The organism is Dyadobacter sp. CY347, from assembly GCF_021502655.1.
GTDB lineage: Bacteria > Bacteroidota > Bacteroidia > Cytophagales > Spirosomataceae > Dyadobacter.
Genome location: NZ_JAKFFT010000011.1, coordinates 155536 through 172873 on the forward strand (window position 1 = coordinate 155536; position 17338 = coordinate 172873).

The window sequence follows — 17338 nt, forward strand, 5'->3', positions numbered from 1 at the left end:
ATTGTTTTATAACGATTATTCGAACGAGGCTTTTGAATATCTGACTAAAAGGTAACGGAAATGAGACGTTTACTACGATAACCTGTCTTTGAAACTTTCGTATCCGAACGATTTGATCAATTTAAAATCACCGTCAGCATCTACTATACCAATGGAAGGTAAGTTAACACCGTTAAATGTTGTCGTTTTCACCATGGTGTAGTGTATCATATCCTCAAATATGATTTTATCTCCAGCCGACAAGGGCTCATCGAACGAATAGTCTCCGATAAAGTCTCCTGCCAGGCATGTCATACCGCCCATCCGGTATGTGGGTTTTCCTGCTGTTGCTTCCATGCTGGCACCAGTAATTGTGGGCTTGTAAGGCATCTCCAAAGTGTCAGGCATATGTGCTGCAAATGATGTGTCCAGGATCGCAACGTCAATGCCCTGACTGTCCATAACGTCCAGCACAGTTGTAACCAAAACACCCGTCCGCCAAGCTATGGCTGAACCCGGCTCCAGTATCACATTCAGATCATACTTAACTCTTATATTACTAACTAATTTTATTAGTTTTTCAATGTCGTATCCGTTTCGTGTCATTAAATGACCGCCTCCCATGTTCAACCATTTGGCCTGATGCAGTAAATTTCCGAAACGAGACTCCAATGCTTCCAGTGTCCGCTCCAAGGTGTCGGAGCCATTTTCACAAAGTGTATGGAAGTGGATGCCGTCAATTCCTTCCGGCAATGTATCCGGCATTTTGTCCCGCGTGATGCCAAGCCGTGAGCCTGGCACACATGGATTGTACATATCGGTTGCAACTTCCGAATATTGCGGGTTTACACGGATTCCGCAAGAAAGCTCGCGGGAAGGGTTTGTGGCTTTGAAAGCTTCCACCCTATCTTTAAACCGTTCCCATTGACTCAGCGAATTGAATGTAATGTGGCTGCTGCGTTCCATGATCTCACTGAATTCACTATCGAGATACGCAGGCATGTATGTATGCGCCTGGTAACCCATGAAATCATTAATCAGCTTCACCTCATTGAGCGAACTTGCCGTAGCACCGCTGAGATATTCTTTCACAATCGGAAAAGCGCTGAACATGGAAAAACCTTTCAAGGCCAGGATGATTTTGCAACCGGCCGCCTGCTGCACCGAATCGATCAAGGTCAGATTCTGACGCAGAAGTGCTTCGTCCAGAACAAAACAAGGCGACGGGATTTCATTGTAATCGATGGGCATTTTATATAAATGAATAATGAATGAATCAGCTAAATGTAAGGTTTCTCTATTTTTGTACACAAAAGTATAAGTTTGAGTTTCAAAAGAGCTCCAATTTTCTGTCACCAACCAAAACCACCGCATGGCCTTCCTCGTATTAGACATTGAAATGACGGGCCCTGAGCCGGGCTGGAATGAGATTATACAAATTGGAGCAGAGTTTTTTGACGACAACTGGCGCTCGCTGGGCACATATTTACAGAATGTCTATCCGGAAAATGAAGAAGCTTTTTCTGTTAAGTCAGAAGAAGTGCATGGATTGTCAATGGCCGATCTCGAAGATGCACCCATGATTTACGACGTTTTGCCGGAGTTTGAAAAGTGGATTAAAAAATTGAATGTTGGAAAGCCTAACTTAACCAATGTCATCATTTGCGGACAAAGTGTCATTAACGACATTAATTTTCTTCGCTATGCTTACCGGAATGAGAAAATGAAATGGGGATTCTCGAACAAGCTGATTGACCTCCATACCGTGTCGTATTTATTTTTTCAAATATTAGAGAAGAATGGTAAAACCGTCCCTCGCTCGCTGAGCCTTGGTTCAGTGGCCACTTACTTTGGTTTTGAGCGGGAAGAAGAGACCCATAATGCATTGGAAGATGCCCGATTGACCGCCAAGTGCCTGAAAGAATTCTTTAAACTAATTGACAATGTTAAACTCAAATGATCGATTACAATCCCAAAGAGTGGTTTAGATACATATTTTATTTCCAAAAAGGAGATACGGTTCGCAAACTCATGCCACTGATCATGACCATTGCGGTGTATTCCTTAGCTGTTGCCTATTTATTGCTGATCCATTTTAAATTAAAGGAAAACACCGACCTGAAAAACATTTCCCTAATGCATTCGCTGTTGGGATTTGTGATCTCGATGTTGCTGGTTTTCAGGACTAATACGGCTTACGACCGCTGGTGGGAAGGTCGCAAGCAATGGGGATCTTTGATGAACATCAGCCGAAACCTGGCATTAAAAATCAATGCGTTGCTTGGAAAAGATAATGAATTGGAAAGGAAGTTCTTCATGAAAATGATTCCCAATTACGCCTTCGCATTAAAGAATCACCTGCGCAGTGGTTACAGGTCTGAGGAATTTGACGATTCTGAGTTATTCAAAAAAACGGCACTAAAAGTTCACGATCATATCCCTAATCAAATCGCCGCAGCAATTTTCGGGAAGGTGATTGAGTTGCAAAAAGCGGGCGTCTTATTGCCTGAACATACCATCCTGCTGAATCACGAACTGGAAGCTTTTACCAACATTTGCGGAGCTTGTGAGCGGATTAAGAACACGCCTATTCCATTGTCTTACAGCTCCTTTATCAAGAAGTTCATCTTTATTTATTGCCTTACCCTTCCGATTGGTTACGTTTTCAGCCTGCATTTCCTTGTTGTTCCGTTTGTGATGTTTGTGTTTTACATTCTGGCGAGCCTTGAAGTGATTGCGGAAGAGATTGAAGATCCGTTTGGAGTGGATAGTAACGATCTGCCGATGGAGCGGATTTGTAGTGGTATCCAAACTTCCACACGTGCGTTGCTGCAATAATGTCAGGAATGGCCCAATTATTAGGAAGAAATTAGAATCCGTTAAAAGTTTGATTAAATTTTTAATTTTTTTGAGGAAATCTTCATTAGTTAATTTTACCCTCTTTTTTCGATTTTGAATGAATTTTTAAATAAATGACTTTCATAGAAAACCTAATCTTGTCATACTAACAATATTTTCCTGATTTTTACTTGAAAGTTAATCCTATAATGGCTTTTTTATAGATTTCAGCCTGTTTTTAGGGCTTGGGAAGGTGGCAGGAATTTTTCTATATTCATGGAAATCCCGTACAACGGGAGGTTTTATTACTCGATTAAACGGATAATATCATGAATAAGTCATCTTTTTTAGTATCTATATTATTACTTACAGGACTAGTAACATTCAGTGCTCAGGCGCAGTCCATTGTTGATCCAGGTGTTTCGGTTCACAATTACAAACACCCGAATAAGGCTGCAAAAGCCAAGGCCAAACGCGGTAACGATGCAGTTGTTTATAATTTGAACACTGTTGAAACTTACAGCAAACATCAGCAAAGCCGCTATGTGAGCAATACGCCCAAGTATGCGCCGCGTCCGGTGACGTTGGTAATTACAAAGCGTTACTCACCAGAGGGAGTCGACATTAACCCATTAATTTCGCCAAGAAATTATAAGACGCCAACGAACATTACGAGAAGCAACAATACGCAAGTTGCCGATTACTATAATAAATCAGACAGCACAGCATATCCTACTGTCGATTAAGAATTCGAAGCTCCAAAAAAAATCCGGTCAAACTGACCGGATTTTTTTTTGGCTATAAACTGCTAACCTGTTTCTTCTCGTTGAGGACAATCCTCAGCTTAAAACCAGCCAGGTCTGTCTTGACTTCCTGGCAGAGGCCGTTTTTATAAGAATAAATTCCCTGCTTGCCATCCGGAAGCGTTACGCCATATTTGCCTTCCGAAAGCTTTTTGACACTGCACATTTTGCCATAGCGCTCGGAATAGACCTCGTTAATATTGATAGGTTCTTTGTAATACAGACCGGTTATTGTACTGCTGATCGGCATATTCAGGGAAAGCTTGGGCTTATCTTCTCCATCTTCACCTGAAAACAGAACTTCATAAGAACTTTTCGCCGCACTCTTTGTCAATGTTTTTTCCTTCAAATCCCCGTTCACATGATGCGCGCAGGTAGCCGATACCAGCTTGCCTCCGGAATAATTCGCCTGGGTTGAATATTTACCCTTGTAGAACATTACCTTGAAATCTGATTCAATACGGTGCTGCTCAGAATCATCCTTACCGAGATCGTCAAAAACCTTCAATGATCCGATAGTACGGCCCGCGACAATGACGTCGTAAAAATTTTGCGCCTGGACCAATGAAGCCGAAAGAAATAACACGCCAAAAACTAAATACCCTGAAACTCTCATTTTATATCTGTTTGCTGTCGGAATAGTGCGTTCCTTATATAACTCTAAACTATTGTTCCTATTGCCTTTCATCCATATAATCACCGATAGGACACGCTCACCGGCCGCTCAATAATTTTCCGTAGGGTAATGTGGGGACTGAATGAAGCATTATTACCCAATATCAGAAATCCTTCTCCGGAACCCTAAAACTTTCTGAATTTCAGCGTAAGGTGAGTGTTAATGTTGCTCAGTTTGGATAAACTATTTGGCAAGCGAGAAATCAAGTTGCTGGATCAATGCCGGGTTTTCGGGCGACAATGTAAAGAAAACACGAACATTGCCATTTGAGCAATTCAGGAAAAAACTGCCCCTTAATTGATTCTGCGCTGTTATTTCTGTCGATCCGGTCACATTGCCTGCTTGCGTAAGGATTGCGTCCAGCTCCTGTTTCCGATGGTTTACGGATCTGTCCGGAAAGAAATTCTCGGCAAAAATTCCGCTTTGTTCTACACCTTCCCAATGTGGCAAAAGTTTTAGCAACGCATCTTTTCTTTGTCTTAAAACACTTGAAACCTCAACCGGAAGTGGTTTCAAACCTGCTAATGTAATGATCGTATCCAGCACGGCAGTGTTAATGGTCGCCATTCCTGCGTATGTGCGGTTCGCGTGCGCAAGGATACCGATGCCATATTCTGGCAAGATCTGCCATTGACTGCCAAAGCCTGGCAAGCCTCCCGTGTGCCCTACTCCGGTCCGCCCCTCACAGTCGCGGCTCCAACGCAATCCGTAGCCATAGCCGGAAGTCATTGCACAGGGGCGCCCGCTTGGATACTTATATTGTGCATTCAAACCGCTGAAATTCCACGGCATCTGCATTTCACGCACATCGCTTCTTAGAACCGGCCCGGTTTCCGGATCATTGCCGGCCGGCCACGCCGACAGGTGGAAGGAAACATATTTGCTAAAATCATCAATAGAAGTGATCAAGCCTCCCATTGCGCCATAAGTCCCGTCGTGTTCCAAATCTTCTTCCTTCCACAATTCGTCTTCAAAGCGATATCCGTGCGCCAAAAGGTTTGCAGGCGCGTTAGTATATTCCCAAATGGTGCTGTTCATGCCCAATGGTTTGAAAATCACCTCATCAATGTATTGCTGATAAGGCTTCCCGGACACATTACTAATAATTTTGCCCAGCATAGCAAATCCCAGGTTGCTGTATTCATAAGTCACGCCGGGGACATTGGAAAAAGAAATTCCTTTTTTGATCAATTCAATGAGCTGCTCATCTTTGGTATCCAACTGCCTGTCGCCCCAGGGATTGTCTTCCGGGAAGCCTGCCTGATGCGTTAGCAGATGTCTGATCGTGATAGCAGGCGCGTCCGTTGTTAATCCGGGCATTTCTTTCAATTCGGGAATGTATAAATAGGCAGGATCGTCCAGTTTCAGTTTTCCTTCTTTTCTGAGCGCCAGGATTCCCATCGCCGTCACACTTTTTGACATGGACGCAATCCTGAACAAGGAACCCGGCGATGCTTTCGTCTCCGTCGCGATGTCTGAAAAACCCGTTGCGCCAGACAAAACAAGCTGGCCATCAGCCACAATCCCAAATGCTAGCCCGGGAAAATGATTTTTCTCCGCGTAGTCATTGTACATTTTCTCAATGACAGGCAATGTCGCTTTGATCCGCGCAGCGCGATCTCCGCTACTTTCCTGCGCAAACGTGCTTGTTATGAGTAAAAAACTAATGAGTAAAGTAAAGGCAAATTTCATTAATCCAATGATTTTTATGATGGCTGAAAAGTGAATTTACAAAATGCGCGACGCTAGTTTGAAGATGCACTGTTTAAAAAACCAATTTCTTACTTTTGTACAACACATACTTTTTAATATTATTTAAAAAGTACAACAATGATGAATTATAATGTTCTATAATCCGTTAATTTTGCATCAGAGATGCTGTAAGCAAAAAATGCAATCTTTGTTTTTCACTATTTCTAAAAATCTGTATCTTAAAAAAATTATAACAAATAAACTCGAATTGATAGTTGTACACACATCCGTCATAAAATTTTCACTCCTATGAATTATTCAATATTTGCCCCCTCCGACTCCCGAAAGTATTTACGCCTCGCCGTCGCTGCTTTTTTCTTTGTCCAGGGACTTAGCTTCGCCGCCTGGGCAAGCCGGATTCCGGATATCAAAAATATGCTGCACCTGACCGAAGGCGGTTTGGGAACTGTACTTTTAGCATTGCCCATCGGCTTAATGGCCAGCTTACCCATCTCGGGCTGGATGGTGACACATTATGGAAGTAAAAAAATGGTTTTGATCGGCGCGATCCTGTATGCGGTCACATTATCATTTATAGGTTTTGTAACCAGGACCGAGCATCTGGTCATTGCACTGTTCGCGTTCGGACTTTGGGGAAACCTGACCAACATTGCTGTCAATACGCAAGCTGTTGCGGTGGAGCAAGTCTACGGAAAATCCATAATGGCCTCATTTCACGGTTTGTGGAGTCTGGCAGGATTTGTGAGCGCAATGATCGGCTCTTTTTTCATTTCGGTTAGTATCCCTCCTCATATTCATTTTAGCATTATCGCACTGGCTGCATTCATCATCATTTTCACTGCCTACAAGCACACGATGCCTGATAGCGAGAAAAACGAAGGCGAAGCGCAACCGATGTTTGTAAAACCTGATCGTGATTTGCTAATGCTCGGCCTGATCGGTTTCTGTGCAATGGTCTGCGAAGGCGCCATGTTCGATTGGAGCGGCGTTTACTTCCAGGAAGCAGTTCATGTGCCTGCATCATTAACAACGCTTGGTTATGTGGCATTTATGGGCACCATGACAGGCGGACGGTTTGCCGGCGACTGGCTTGCTAACCGCATCGGACGCAAGAAAATGTTGCAGATCAGCGGCTCGCTCATGGGCTTGGGGCTTGCCATTGCGGTGTTGTTTCCATTCCTGGTTCCGGCAACATTCGGCTTTCTGCTCGTAGGATTCGGCGTTTCTTCGGTTGTTCCTTTGGTTTACAGCGCAGCAGGAAAATCAACCACTATGTCAGCCGGAATGGCATTGGCAGCAGTTTCGAGCATTAGTTTCATCGGATTCCTGATCGGGCCGCCGTTGATCGGGATCGTAGCGCAGTTCGCTGATTTGAGATGGTCATTCGGCATCGTTGGCATACTGGCATCATTAACCGCATTCTTATCAGCAAAAGCCAAATTGATCCAATAAGCCAACGTTGGTTATATTATTTTCAGTACTAAAAGGATAATCGTGAGGTTATCCTTTTTTACATTAAATGCAATGCTAAAATGTTAAATCTGCCTGCTAATAAGCAGATTTAACAATGCTATCAGGATTTTTAGCCAAGAAACTGGCGGAGATAGTTTCTGCTTGTCAGGATTGCGCTTTGCACATCGGTAATGCTGCCTTCGTAAGCCTTATCTTCCACCTCAATCACAACCGGGCCCCGGTAACGCACGTCCGTAAGAGCCGCGAAGAATGCGCGCCAGTTCACATCTCCTAATCCCGGAAGTTTTGGTGAATGATATTCCAGCGGATTGGCCATAATGCCTACCCTATCCAGTTTGTCTTTATAGACTTTGGCGTCCTTTAAATGAATGTGGTGCAGGCGATCTTTGTAATCATAAATCGGCCTGGTTTCGCTCATCATCTGCCAGATCATGTGCGAAGGATCGTAATTCAAACCGAATATAGGACTTGGAATAATCTCGAACATTCTATCCCAAACCGCCGGACTGATCGCCAGGTTTTTACCGCCCGGCCATTCGTCGTCCGTGAAGAACATCGGGCAATTCTCAATGCCGATCTTGATATTTTCCTCTTCAGCAACTTTCACGATCGCAGGCCAGACATTCGCAAATTTGGCCAGGTTCTCCTTAATGCTCTTAGCGGGATTGCGCCCGATGAATGTGGTCACAACAGGAATGTTCAGCTTCGCTGCTCCGCGGATCACTTGTTTGATATGCTCGATATAGTAACCGGAACGCTCCTCGTCCGGATCCAGCGGATTGGGATAATAACCCAGCGCAGAGATCGTAACATTGGCTTCCTTCAATGTATGCTTAATAACGGAAATGCGCTCCGGCGTCAGGTCGTTCACGTCAATGTGCGTGACGCCCGCATATCTTCGGCTATCCGCATTATCCGACGGCCAGCACATCATTTCAACACAAGAAAACCCATGATTACCTGCGAACTGAACCACGTGTTCGAAGCCAAAATCGCCCAGAATGGCGCTGTTAAAACCTAGTTTAAGCATAAGGATTTAGTTTTTGAGGCAAACTTCATTAAAAAACCGGCGGCATTCAAGAATCACCTGCAATTCTATCCAAATTTTACGAGGCTTCATCAATTCAGGGCACCATTGGTAATTATCGTACGGTACGAAATCCTTTTAATTTTAGTAATATTGATCTAACAAAATCAACACTTTATACGCATATGGCAGATTCAGAACCGGGTATTGGAAAGAAGATACTCAGCTTTTTTATCAAGGAAGGTGAGGAACCGATCAGGCAGGCAACTCCTACAACGGCAGCCGCTAATCAAGCATCGGAAGCCCCCAAACCAGTCATCGCGAACACCGCCCCTAACGCTGCGGGCACGGGCAACATCGACAAGAAATTCACCGAACACTTTGTGAGCCTGCTCGAAAAAGCCAACCTTCCGGGACCTGATTATTTTGAATACAAACAGGCACTGCAAAGCATGGAAGGGCTCGGATTAGGAGAAGAAAAGCAGTTCCAGGCTGCCTGGGCAAGCTTCAAAGCTATGGGCGGCGTGAAGGAAACCATGGTTTTGAATACTTCGGCCAACCAATATCTGGGAATTCTGGACAAGGACAGGGCTTCATTTTTGAAAGACGTCGAAAAGGCGATCAAGGATCGCGTCGGGGCGTTGCAGGACGAAGAAAAACGGCTGGAAGATTCCAACAAAGCCATTGCCCAGCAAATTGCTGACCTTCAAAAGAAAGTCGACGAGAATAAAAACCGTCTTGGACAGATTTCCGGAGAAGTGGCTGAACAGAGCGCGAAGATCAATGCGAACAAGGATAGTTTTGAAATTACTTACCTGAGTTTCGTGGATCAGATCAAGTCGGATTTAAACAAAATCAATCAATATCTTAAATAACCTAACATTTCGATCAACAATGGCTACACCAGATTTTACACAAATCGGAGGCTCTCAGGAAGACGCCAAGCGATCTTATTGGAGCAAGCCCGAAGGCATAACCTCACTCCTTTTTCTCGGAGGAGCCGGGGCGATAACCCTTTATTTTTGGAATAAAATCGCAGCTTTCCTGATAGAAGTGACCAAAAACACGCTCTATCTGGGCTTTTTAATGGCTGCGCTCGCATTACTGATCTTTTTGTTTACCAGCAAAGATGTCAGGACGGCGGTTTTCTTCCTTTTCAAAACACTCATGCGTAACATTACCGGGCTGATTATCAAGCTGGACCCGATTGCGATCATGAAAATCTACATTGATGACCTGAAAGAGAAAAGAGAGAAAATGCAGGGTCAGATCAATACATTGGCTGGTCAGCTTGTGAAATTGAATAAGAACATTAATGAGAATAACGAGCAGATCAAGCAGAAATTTGCGGAGGCAAACAAAGCGAGCACGATGCTGGACCGTCCGGGCATGAAGGAAACGGCTTCTTTGGCAACGATTGAAGGAGCCGGTTTGCAGGAAATGAACGAAAAGCTTTTCCCGCTCCAACGTAACATGAAAACGGTGCTTGAATTCATGGAAAAAGTGAACAAAAGCGCAGATTACATTATTAAAGAGACGGAAATTAAGGTTAAACTTAAAGAAGCAGAATATAGAATTGTAAAGGAAAGCTCCAATGCATTGCGTACGGCAGTCAGCATTTTCAAAGGAAATCCCGACAAGAAGTTCTATTTCGACGAGTCGATGGAATACATTCAGGATGATATGAGCCAGAAATTGGGTGAGATGAAACGCGCGATGGATCTCTCACTGGACTTTATTAATGGCGTGGATGTGCAAAACGGTTTGCTTTCAGACAAAGGACAAGCGATGCTTGAAGCTTATAACTCGGGGCAGTTCAAACTTATTCAACTCGATAATCCGCAACCCACTAACCGTTCGGTAGAAACTCCGAAAGATTCCAGTTACAAAGGTTTGCTGGATTAACATTCTTCCTTACTTCGATTTACATTATTCATTTTACAAATAATATCAATGAAAAGACTAACAGTTGCAGGCAGGTTAATCATCACCGCTATCATTATTGGAGCCATCTTTCTAGGATATAAATACCTGGGTGGTGAAAAAGCCCTGAACCAAATGGCCGAGGACCGGGCGCAAAGTCCGCAGACCGAAGCAAGTAATACCGATCCTGATATGCCTTCATCAGAAACGGAGACGCCGACGGAAAATTCAGAAGCAACATCAACAGAAGTTTCAGCATTCAGTTACACTCCTCCTGCGCCGGTTGACGGCAAATTGCGCGGCGTAGTTGAGCTTGGTGCGAGCGGTTTCAATTCATTCATTATTAAGGTTGATAAAGAAAAACGCTGGTCGTTGGAAAAATCTGAGTTCGGAAATAGCCTGGTAACAGAAAATATGGCCACTGACGAAGATGTCAGAATTGGTCTGAAGAAATACATTGGCGGCATGCTGGATTACGGTGTGGGCAGCAAAGACATTCACTTCGTTGTAAGTTCAGGCGCTGCGAAAGCTGATGTTACGGTGAAAATTACGCGAGTTTTGAAATCTTTGGGGTATGTTGTAAACCAGGTTACTGCTGAACAGGAAGGTCAATTAGCATTGAAATCGGTGTTGCCAGCTGACTATGCAGACAAAGCATTTGTAGTTGACATTGGTTCCGGGAATACTAAGATTTCGTGGATGAAGAATGGCAAAGTTTCAGCGCTTGAATCTTATGGAGCCAAATATTTCCAGGAAGGAACGGACGATTCAAAAGTCTACCAGGAAGTGAGCGCGAAGGCAAAACAAATTCCGGAAGACCTGAGAAAAACCTGCTTCATCATCGGCGGTGTTCCTTTTGAAATGGCCAAGGAAGTACGCAAAGGAAAAGAGCGTTACACTACTCTGAGCGCACCATTGGCTTATTCCAAATTAACAAATGCCAAATCGAAAGCTGGTGTTAACATTTATAAGGCAGTTACGGATGCCACTGGCTGCCAGCAATTTGTCTTCGACTGGGACGCAAACTTTACAATCGGTTTCTTGTTAGGTTTATAAGCTGACAGAAGACAGTGAAATTTTTGGAGGAGAGGAAATTTACAAATGTAAAATTCCCCTCCTCTTTTATTATCTTTCCTTTTTATTGCAAATGACCACATGACACTATCCCAACTCTTTAATTCCATTTCGGAAAACCCCTGGCCGCTGGCGATCTATTTTATTTTGCTACCCATTTTTGCCTGGATCATTGGACTGGCAGCAGACGGCAGCAAGGATGTTAAATTATGGAGTTACGTTTATGCCGTGCTTGTCTACGCAGTTTGCATTCCCGGAATTTTCGCAGTCACCCTCAACATTTACCTTTTCTTGTTCGAAAGACAAAGTGTTTGGCAGGCAAACATTATCATGCAGTTTTTGCCGATCATTTCAATGGGATTAACATTGATGCTGATCAAAAGCAAAATCCCATTTTCACTTATTCCGGGTTTTGGCAAGATTTCCGGATTTCTGACATTAATTTTTGCACTCATCGGAGTTATGTGGTTTGTCGACAGAATCCACTTAGTAGCATGGACTTACGTTCCGTTTAGTGCCATTTTGATCGGTTTCGTGCTCACTTTACTAGCGATTAGATTTGCATGGAGCAAACTGTTCTGACCAAGGGCTCGTATATTCAAATCTCAATCGCCGAAAATCAGCGGATTTTTGCGCGCGAGCTGGTTGAGCATTCACTTCGTCATCATCACGTCGCCAACGTTTGGGACAAGCACAACGACAAACTTTCGCAAACAAGAATGATGCGTTTCACCGGAAGCTTGGGAGAAGTCATTTTTGCAGACTGCTATCACTTGCCCCGACCGACCAAATCTTTCGGCGCAACGGACGGTCAGGACTGGGGTCAGGATTTTTTAATCAAATCCGAAGAACATTCATTTTCCGTCGACATCAAATCCATGAAGCGTCGAACCGGTATGCTAGGGTCCGATTACGTTTTGAACATTCCATCTTCGCAACTCCACAAAGCCAATTCCAAAACTTCACATTACTTCTGCATTTCCTTCCACCAATGCCCCACCGAAGGAACCGTCGCCTCCCTACTCGGCTTCATTGACAAAGTCGCTTTGGAAAAAGGAGAAATCGGAACCCTTTACAAAAGCGGCACAAAACGTACCCGCTCCGACGGAACTTCATTCACTTTTTACGAAAATACGTATGAAGTCTTGTTTCGGGACATCGACCCGCCAGTCGTGACGAATCATATCAGGAAGCTGCCGGGCTTTCGGATTTGTGCGTTGAAATAATAAATTTTGTACGTATATTTAAATGCTATTATTCAATAACACACGTGTAAAATGAAATCTACAAAAGAACCCAAGGTGAAATTGACGCTGACGGTGAAAAAATCGGCTATTGAAAATGCTAAAAAGTATGCACAATTAGATGGATCCTCTCTTTCGAGTATTGTAGAGGATTACCTGGTAGAGTATTCTAAAACGAGCAAAGCCGAAAGTCAATCTGATTTTAAAAATTCGTTGGCGTTTGAGCTTATGGGATGCGCAAAAGGCGGGCCGCTGGACAACCTGACTGACGATGAAATCCAGGACATGCGAATTAAGGAGCGTTACGGGTTATGAGGATTTTTTTTGATACGAATGTGCTGATTGATCATGCATTAATGCGTCAAACGGGGCAGCCGATTGAAATTTCCTATTTGATTTATTGGGCATCGAAAAATGATGTTACCATTGTAATTTCATCCGGCTGCATCTACACATTCACCTATGTTTTACATAAACAGGGGGTTAGAGGAGAAAGGTTAAAGGTGCAAATAGAGCAATATCTTTCGATGTTCCACATTTGCAAAACGGATAAAAAAGTGTTCATGGATGGCTTAGACTCACCTTTTAAAGACTTGGAAGATTCGTATCAATATATGAATGCGATAAAAGATGAGTGTGACTATCTTATTACGTCCAATATTTCTGACTTTAAGCCTTTCGCAAAAGACAAGATCCAAATCTTTGCACCGAGAGATTTTATAATTAATGTTCTGGGTGCTAAAGAAGGTATTGACTTTTAATTAATGGCTTCACAGACACGCACTTACGAGAAAAAGAAGCTCCTTGGCCAGGTATATACGCCCCCTCATATTGTTGAAAAAATCCTTGGCGATTCGGGATTTTATCATGCTGATTTAACCAATAAAAAAATACTTGATCCGGCCTGTGGAGATGGACGCTTTCTGGTTCCTATCGTTGAACACATCATTAAAACAACTGATAACGATCAGCGTGTTAGTGTTTTAAACCAAATATATGGCTGGGACATTGATCGTCATGCACTCGAAATTTGCCGGAAAAATCTGGACGCCTTAGTCGAACCGCAAGGCATAAGTATGAAGTGGAATCTGAAATTTTGCGACGCGCTGAAACAGGTTCGGAGGCGTGAGAAGTTTGATTATATCATTGGTAATCCGCCTTACATTCGCATTCAACATCTGCCCATAACGCAGAGAACATTTATTCAATCCCATTATATTTTTTGCAAAAAGGGCTCAACAGATGCTTATATCGCTTTTTTTGAGCTTGCTTCGAAATTGCTTTCTCCCGGGGGAACTTGCGGATTTGTGACACCCAATGGCTTCTTAACTTCCGAAACAGGCAAGCCGCTTCGCTCCTATTTTCAGCAGAATCAAAACCTGAAACAGATCACAAACTACGGTTCTGTGCCCATTTTTGGAAATACAGCCACTTACTCAGCCATCACAATTTTTGAAAATTCGGAACAAGAAGGATCAGAGCAGGATAATTTCACCTATGAGCAATGTGAAAGTGTCGATCTGCAATACAAAAAGCGGCAAATTCAGTTCTCCGAACTTCCTGCTTCGAGACCCTGGCAACTATCTATAAAGACTTCGGAGCATATTGAAGGATATAAACTTGGCGATATTTGCCAGATTTCAGTGGGTATAACCACATTGGCCGACGCCTGTTATCTGTTTTCCATCATTAGTGAGGATGAAAACACGGTTTATGCCAAAAATAAGGATGGTATGCACGTCCATCTCGAAAAAGCCATCCTGAAACCGATCATTAAGGCGTCAAAATTAAAATCCTCCTCTGACCCGGTTACCGAATATATTTTGTTTCCCTATCATAAGGATACTGCTGGAAAACAGCGCATTATCCCTGAAAATATCCTTCAAGAACAGTTTCCTCTCACTTTTTCCTATTTGCTTAAAGTAAAACCTGCCCTCAATCGTCGTGATAATGGGAAGCCTAATGCGGTTGCCTGGTATGCTTTCGGCCGTGCGCAAGGGCTCGACAGCACATATGGGAAAAAGATCGTGTTTTCTCCCATGAACCGTACACCGAATTTTGTTCTTTACGAGAACCCTGACGTAACCGTTTATTCAGGATATTTTATAAAATATGATGGCGACTATGAAACATTATTGGCACAACTCAATTCTCAAAGAATGGCAGAATTCATCGCTGTTGCCGGTCGGGATTTTCAAGGGGGGTATAAGGGTTACAATAAAAAGATCATTGAAAATTTTATCATAACATTGCCTCAGTAGCTGGAATGCTGGTTTCGACATCAAATTATTAATATAAAAAGCCAATAAATAAACGAACGTTCATTTATATTTGTGATGAAATTTTATTGATTATGCATTGAGAACCAGAGACATTAACAAAGAAACCGTCATTCGTGAAAAGGCGATTGAAATGATTGTAAATCATGGATTTGAGGGTTTGAGTATGCATAAGCTGGCAAAAGCGGCGGGCGTTTCGGTGGCAACTATTTACATTTATTTCAAGGACCGCGAAGATCTGATCCAACAGCTGTACGCCGAGGAAATGCAAAAAATGGTGGAGGCAACATTGCGCGATTTTGATCCTGAATCCCATTTTGACGAAGGCTTGAAAGTGCAATGGCTCAACCGGATGAATTACTGTTTTGAGAACCCGTACAGCATGTTTTTCACCGAGCAAGTCAAGCATTCACCTTTGGTAGACCGCTCGAATATCGACACGCGCTTCCTGAATGCGATGCACCGGTTCGTGCATAGGGCCATTGAGCGCAACGAGATTATCCCGCTGCCGGTTGAGATTTACTGGTCGATTGCATTTGCCCCGCTTTATCAACTAGTGAAATTTCACATTGCGAAATCAAGCATGCCCGGACGACCGCCATTTATTTTGGACGAGGAGAAGATAAACCTGACATTAAGCCTGGTAATCAAAGCTTTAAAACCATGAAGCGGTGGTTTTTGGCTGTTTTAAATTAGCTCACATGAAAAATAATCTCAACAAACCAGCATTTATTTTGGTATTCCGCACCAACATAAATCGCAAAAAACATGTTAAATCCGTGACTCCGCTCCTCGACGGCTGCTCAGAAATCATCAAATGGAACATTGATCTGACGGACTGCGACAATGTCCTGCGCATTGAAGCGACGCATCCGCATCATGAACCTGTGATTCATATGGTGACCAATGCGGGGTTCAACTGCGAAGAATTAACAGACTAAAAACCAACCACACCTGATGACAGAATCTAAACCAAGCACATTTTCCGGCTATGAAAAATTTATCATAGCCATTTTAGCCACATTACAATTCACGATTGTACTCGATTTCATGGTGCTTTCGCCATTGGGATACATTTTACTTGACAAGTTGGATATCACCACCAGCCAGTTTGGGCTTGTGGTATCAGCTTATGCGTTCAGTGCGGGCGCGGCTGGGTTGCTCACTGCGGGGTTTGCCGACAAATTTGACCGCAAAAAGATGCTCCTGTTCTTCTACACGGGCTTCATGATCGGGACTTTCCTGTGCGGGATCGCTCCTACTTATCATTTTCTACTGATGGCCCGGGTATTCACCGGACTTTTTGGCGGCGTGATCGGCTCCATCAGTTTCGCCATTATCACCGATTTGTTCCCTATTAATGCGCGTGGTCGAGTGATGGGTTTTGTGCAGATGGCATTTGCAAGCAGCCAGGTTTTGGGAATCCCGATCGGGCTTTATCTTGCCAAAGAGTTCAGCTGGCATGCGCCGTTTTTAATGATCGTCGGATTGAGTGTGATCGTAGGGTTTCTTATCGTGACTTACATGAAACCGATTAACGCACATTTGAAAATCCAGACCCAGCGCAATGCATTTCAGCATTTGGGAAAAACATTATCGCGCCCGGATTATCTTCAAGCTTTTGCCGCAACTACATTACTGGCAACCGGAGGGTTCATGCTGATGCCATTCGGGACAGCTTATGGTGTTAATAACTTAGGCATCCTGGAAGCACAACTTCCTACCTTATATATGATCACCGGACTCTGCATGCTGGTGTTCAGTCCGTTCATCGGAAAGCTAAGCGATAAGATCGGAAAGTACAAAGTTTTCCTGGCCGGTTCGGCAATCACCTGTGCGATGACGCTCATTTATTGCAACCTGAGCGTGACGCCACTTTGGATTATTATCATTTTGAACGTGCTGCTTTTCGTAGGCATAACCGCCAGAATGATCTCCGCATCGGCGCTGATGACCGCTGTTCCGGAGCCCCAGGACCGCGGCGCATTCATGGGAATTAACTCGTCAATCCAGCAAATCGCGGGAGGACTCGCATCGCTTCTAGCCGGTTTCATCGTCTCCGAAACCAGCACAGGTTTCATTGAACATTATCCTACATTAGGGAATGTTGTTGTAGTGGCAGTGGTTGTGACTGCATTTTTAATGTACAGGATCCATAAGTATGTTACTGCAAAGGTGCTGGCAAGCACGCCGGAAGCTGCGGCGAAGCCTACGGTTTAAGCTTGTAGCGGATAGTTAATAATAAGTTAACCGAGCCCTGTCAGCCTGAGCGGAGTCGAAGGCGCGTTACCAAGGAGTAACGCGCCTTC

19 protein-coding genes are annotated in these 17338 nt (G+C 43.7%); 15 read left to right on the forward strand and 4 right to left on the reverse strand.

Annotation, left to right across the window (positions count from 1 at the left end; translation table 11 throughout):
• Window positions 1-72: 72 nt before the first annotated feature.
• On the reverse strand, window positions 73-1230 hold the full coding sequence (gene nspC / locus L0659_RS24820; RefSeq protein WP_235129309.1) for a carboxynorspermidine decarboxylase: 1158 nt from the start codon (window positions 1228-1230) through the stop codon (window positions 73-75).
• Between the two features lie 121 nt (window positions 1231-1351).
• Between nspC and L0659_RS24825 the strand changes: the two genes are divergently transcribed.
• From L0659_RS24825 to L0659_RS24835, 3 genes are all read left to right on the forward strand, one after another.
• On the forward strand, window positions 1352-1939 hold the full coding sequence (locus L0659_RS24825) for a PolC-type DNA polymerase III (protein WP_235129310.1): 588 nt from the start codon (window positions 1352-1354) through the stop codon (window positions 1937-1939).
• Complete coding sequence (locus L0659_RS24830; RefSeq protein WP_235129311.1) at window positions 1936-2817, forward strand: bestrophin family protein; 882 nt, start codon at window positions 1936-1938, stop codon at window positions 2815-2817. The genes L0659_RS24825 and L0659_RS24830 overlap by 4 nt, the downstream gene beginning before the upstream one ends.
• Window positions 2818-3146: 329 nt before the next feature.
• Complete coding sequence (locus L0659_RS24835) at window positions 3147-3563, forward strand: hypothetical protein (protein WP_235129312.1); 417 nt, start codon at window positions 3147-3149, stop codon at window positions 3561-3563.
• 52 nt (window positions 3564-3615) lie between these two features.
• On the opposite strand, the gene L0659_RS24840 is transcribed toward L0659_RS24835, so the two are convergent.
• Window positions 3616-4236: a DUF6134 family protein gene (locus L0659_RS24840; protein ID WP_235129313.1), complete on the reverse strand. Its 621-nt coding sequence runs from the start codon at window positions 4234-4236 to the stop codon at window positions 3616-3618.
• 243 nt (window positions 4237-4479) lie between these two features.
• Window positions 4480-5988: a serine hydrolase gene (locus L0659_RS24845; protein ID WP_235129314.1), complete on the reverse strand. Its 1509-nt coding sequence runs from the start codon at window positions 5986-5988 to the stop codon at window positions 4480-4482.
• A 309-nt stretch (window positions 5989-6297) separates the two neighbouring features.
• Between L0659_RS24845 and L0659_RS24850 the strand changes: the two genes are divergently transcribed.
• Window positions 6298-7461: an MFS transporter gene (locus L0659_RS24850; RefSeq protein ID WP_235129315.1), complete on the forward strand. Its 1164-nt coding sequence runs from the start codon at window positions 6298-6300 to the stop codon at window positions 7459-7461.
• A gap of 130 nt (window positions 7462-7591) precedes the next feature.
• Here L0659_RS24850 and L0659_RS24855 read toward each other — a convergent pair whose 3' ends face one another.
• Window positions 7592-8512 carry a sugar phosphate isomerase/epimerase gene (locus tag L0659_RS24855; protein ID WP_235129316.1) on the reverse strand — a complete coding sequence of 307 codons (921 nt, stop codon included), beginning with the start codon at window positions 8510-8512 and terminating at the stop codon, window positions 7592-7594.
• A 182-nt stretch (window positions 8513-8694) separates the two neighbouring features.
• On the opposite strand from L0659_RS24855, the gene L0659_RS24860 reads away from it, so the two are divergent.
• The 11 genes from L0659_RS24860 to L0659_RS24910 all read left to right on the forward strand — a co-directional run bounded on the left by L0659_RS24860 (window position 8695) and on the right by L0659_RS24910 (window position 17249).
• Window positions 8695-9384 carry a hypothetical protein gene (locus tag L0659_RS24860; protein ID WP_235129317.1) on the forward strand — a complete coding sequence of 230 codons (690 nt, stop codon included), beginning with the start codon at window positions 8695-8697 and terminating at the stop codon, window positions 9382-9384.
• A 19-nt stretch (window positions 9385-9403) separates the two neighbouring features.
• On the forward strand, window positions 9404-10414 hold the full coding sequence (locus L0659_RS24865; protein ID WP_235129318.1) for a hypothetical protein: 1011 nt from the start codon (window positions 9404-9406) through the stop codon (window positions 10412-10414).
• Window positions 10415-10462: 48 nt separating this feature from the next.
• Window positions 10463-11488, forward strand: coding sequence for a hypothetical protein (locus L0659_RS24870; RefSeq protein WP_235129319.1), 1026 nt, complete (start codon window positions 10463-10465; stop codon window positions 11486-11488).
• A 99-nt stretch (window positions 11489-11587) separates the two neighbouring features.
• A complete protein-coding gene (locus L0659_RS24875; RefSeq protein ID WP_235129320.1) occupies window positions 11588-12088 on the forward strand; it encodes a hypothetical protein in 501 nt (166 codons plus the stop codon).
• On the forward strand, window positions 12070-12732 hold the full coding sequence (locus tag L0659_RS24880; protein WP_235129321.1) for a hypothetical protein: 663 nt from the start codon (window positions 12070-12072) through the stop codon (window positions 12730-12732). Before L0659_RS24875 ends, L0659_RS24880 begins: the two co-directional genes overlap by 19 nt.
• 51 nt (window positions 12733-12783) lie before the next feature.
• A complete protein-coding gene (locus L0659_RS24885; protein ID WP_235129322.1) occupies window positions 12784-13065 on the forward strand; it encodes a DUF6364 family protein in 282 nt (93 codons plus the stop codon).
• Window positions 13062-13511: a PIN domain-containing protein gene (locus L0659_RS24890; RefSeq protein WP_235129323.1), complete on the forward strand. Its 450-nt coding sequence runs from the start codon at window positions 13062-13064 to the stop codon at window positions 13509-13511. Before L0659_RS24885 ends, L0659_RS24890 begins: the two co-directional genes overlap by 4 nt.
• Before the next feature lie 3 nt (window positions 13512-13514).
• Window positions 13515-15011 (forward strand): Eco57I restriction-modification methylase domain-containing protein, encoded by a 1497-nt coding sequence (locus tag L0659_RS24895; RefSeq protein WP_235129324.1) that lies wholly within the window; start codon window positions 13515-13517, stop codon window positions 15009-15011.
• Between the two features lie 97 nt (window positions 15012-15108).
• Entirely contained in the window at window positions 15109-15696 is a 588-nt protein-coding gene (locus tag L0659_RS24900) for a TetR/AcrR family transcriptional regulator (protein ID WP_235129325.1), read from the forward strand.
• A 34-nt stretch (window positions 15697-15730) separates the two neighbouring features.
• Window positions 15731-15970: a hypothetical protein gene (locus tag L0659_RS24905; protein ID WP_235129326.1), complete on the forward strand. Its 240-nt coding sequence runs from the start codon at window positions 15731-15733 to the stop codon at window positions 15968-15970.
• A 16-nt stretch (window positions 15971-15986) separates the two neighbouring features.
• The gene (locus L0659_RS24910; protein ID WP_235129327.1) at window positions 15987-17249 is read left to right on the forward strand and encodes an MFS transporter; all 1263 of its coding nucleotides are present in this window, start codon (window positions 15987-15989) and stop codon (window positions 17247-17249) included.
• Window positions 17250-17338: the final 89 nt, after the last annotated feature.

What these genes read in the sequence shown, in the direction of transcription:
- nspC (WP_235129309.1), bottom strand. Translation starts at nt 1,230, where the DNA reads ATGCCCATCGATTACAATGAAATCCCGTCGCCTTGTTTTGTTCTGGAC.
- L0659_RS24825 (WP_235129310.1), top strand. Translation starts at nt 1,352, where the DNA reads ATGGCCTTCCTCGTATTAGACATTGAAATGACGGGCCCTGAGCCGGGC.
- L0659_RS24830 (WP_235129311.1), top strand. Translation starts at nt 1,936, where the DNA reads ATGATCGATTACAATCCCAAAGAGTGGTTTAGATACATATTTTATTTC.
- L0659_RS24835 (WP_235129312.1), top strand. Translation starts at nt 3,147, where the DNA reads ATGAATAAGTCATCTTTTTTAGTATCTATATTATTACTTACAGGACTA.
- L0659_RS24840 (WP_235129313.1), bottom strand. Translation starts at nt 4,236, where the DNA reads ATGAGAGTTTCAGGGTATTTAGTTTTTGGCGTGTTATTTCTTTCGGCT.
- L0659_RS24845 (WP_235129314.1), bottom strand. Translation starts at nt 5,988, where the DNA reads ATGAAATTTGCCTTTACTTTACTCATTAGTTTTTTACTCATAACAAGC.
- L0659_RS24850 (WP_235129315.1), top strand. Translation starts at nt 6,298, where the DNA reads ATGAATTATTCAATATTTGCCCCCTCCGACTCCCGAAAGTATTTACGC.
- L0659_RS24855 (WP_235129316.1), bottom strand. Translation starts at nt 8,512, where the DNA reads ATGCTTAAACTAGGTTTTAACAGCGCCATTCTGGGCGATTTTGGCTTC.
- L0659_RS24860 (WP_235129317.1), top strand. Translation starts at nt 8,695, where the DNA reads ATGGCAGATTCAGAACCGGGTATTGGAAAGAAGATACTCAGCTTTTTT.
- L0659_RS24865 (WP_235129318.1), top strand. Translation starts at nt 9,404, where the DNA reads ATGGCTACACCAGATTTTACACAAATCGGAGGCTCTCAGGAAGACGCC.
- L0659_RS24870 (WP_235129319.1), top strand. Translation starts at nt 10,463, where the DNA reads ATGAAAAGACTAACAGTTGCAGGCAGGTTAATCATCACCGCTATCATT.
- L0659_RS24875 (WP_235129320.1), top strand. Translation starts at nt 11,588, where the DNA reads ATGACACTATCCCAACTCTTTAATTCCATTTCGGAAAACCCCTGGCCG.
- L0659_RS24880 (WP_235129321.1), top strand. Translation starts at nt 12,070, where the DNA reads ATGGAGCAAACTGTTCTGACCAAGGGCTCGTATATTCAAATCTCAATC.
- L0659_RS24885 (WP_235129322.1), top strand. Translation starts at nt 12,784, where the DNA reads ATGAAATCTACAAAAGAACCCAAGGTGAAATTGACGCTGACGGTGAAA.
- L0659_RS24890 (WP_235129323.1), top strand. Translation starts at nt 13,062, where the DNA reads ATGAGGATTTTTTTTGATACGAATGTGCTGATTGATCATGCATTAATG.
- L0659_RS24895 (WP_235129324.1), top strand. Translation starts at nt 13,515, where the DNA reads ATGGCTTCACAGACACGCACTTACGAGAAAAAGAAGCTCCTTGGCCAG.
- L0659_RS24905 (WP_235129326.1), top strand. Translation starts at nt 15,731, where the DNA reads ATGAAAAATAATCTCAACAAACCAGCATTTATTTTGGTATTCCGCACC.
- L0659_RS24910 (WP_235129327.1), top strand. Translation starts at nt 15,987, where the DNA reads ATGACAGAATCTAAACCAAGCACATTTTCCGGCTATGAAAAATTTATC.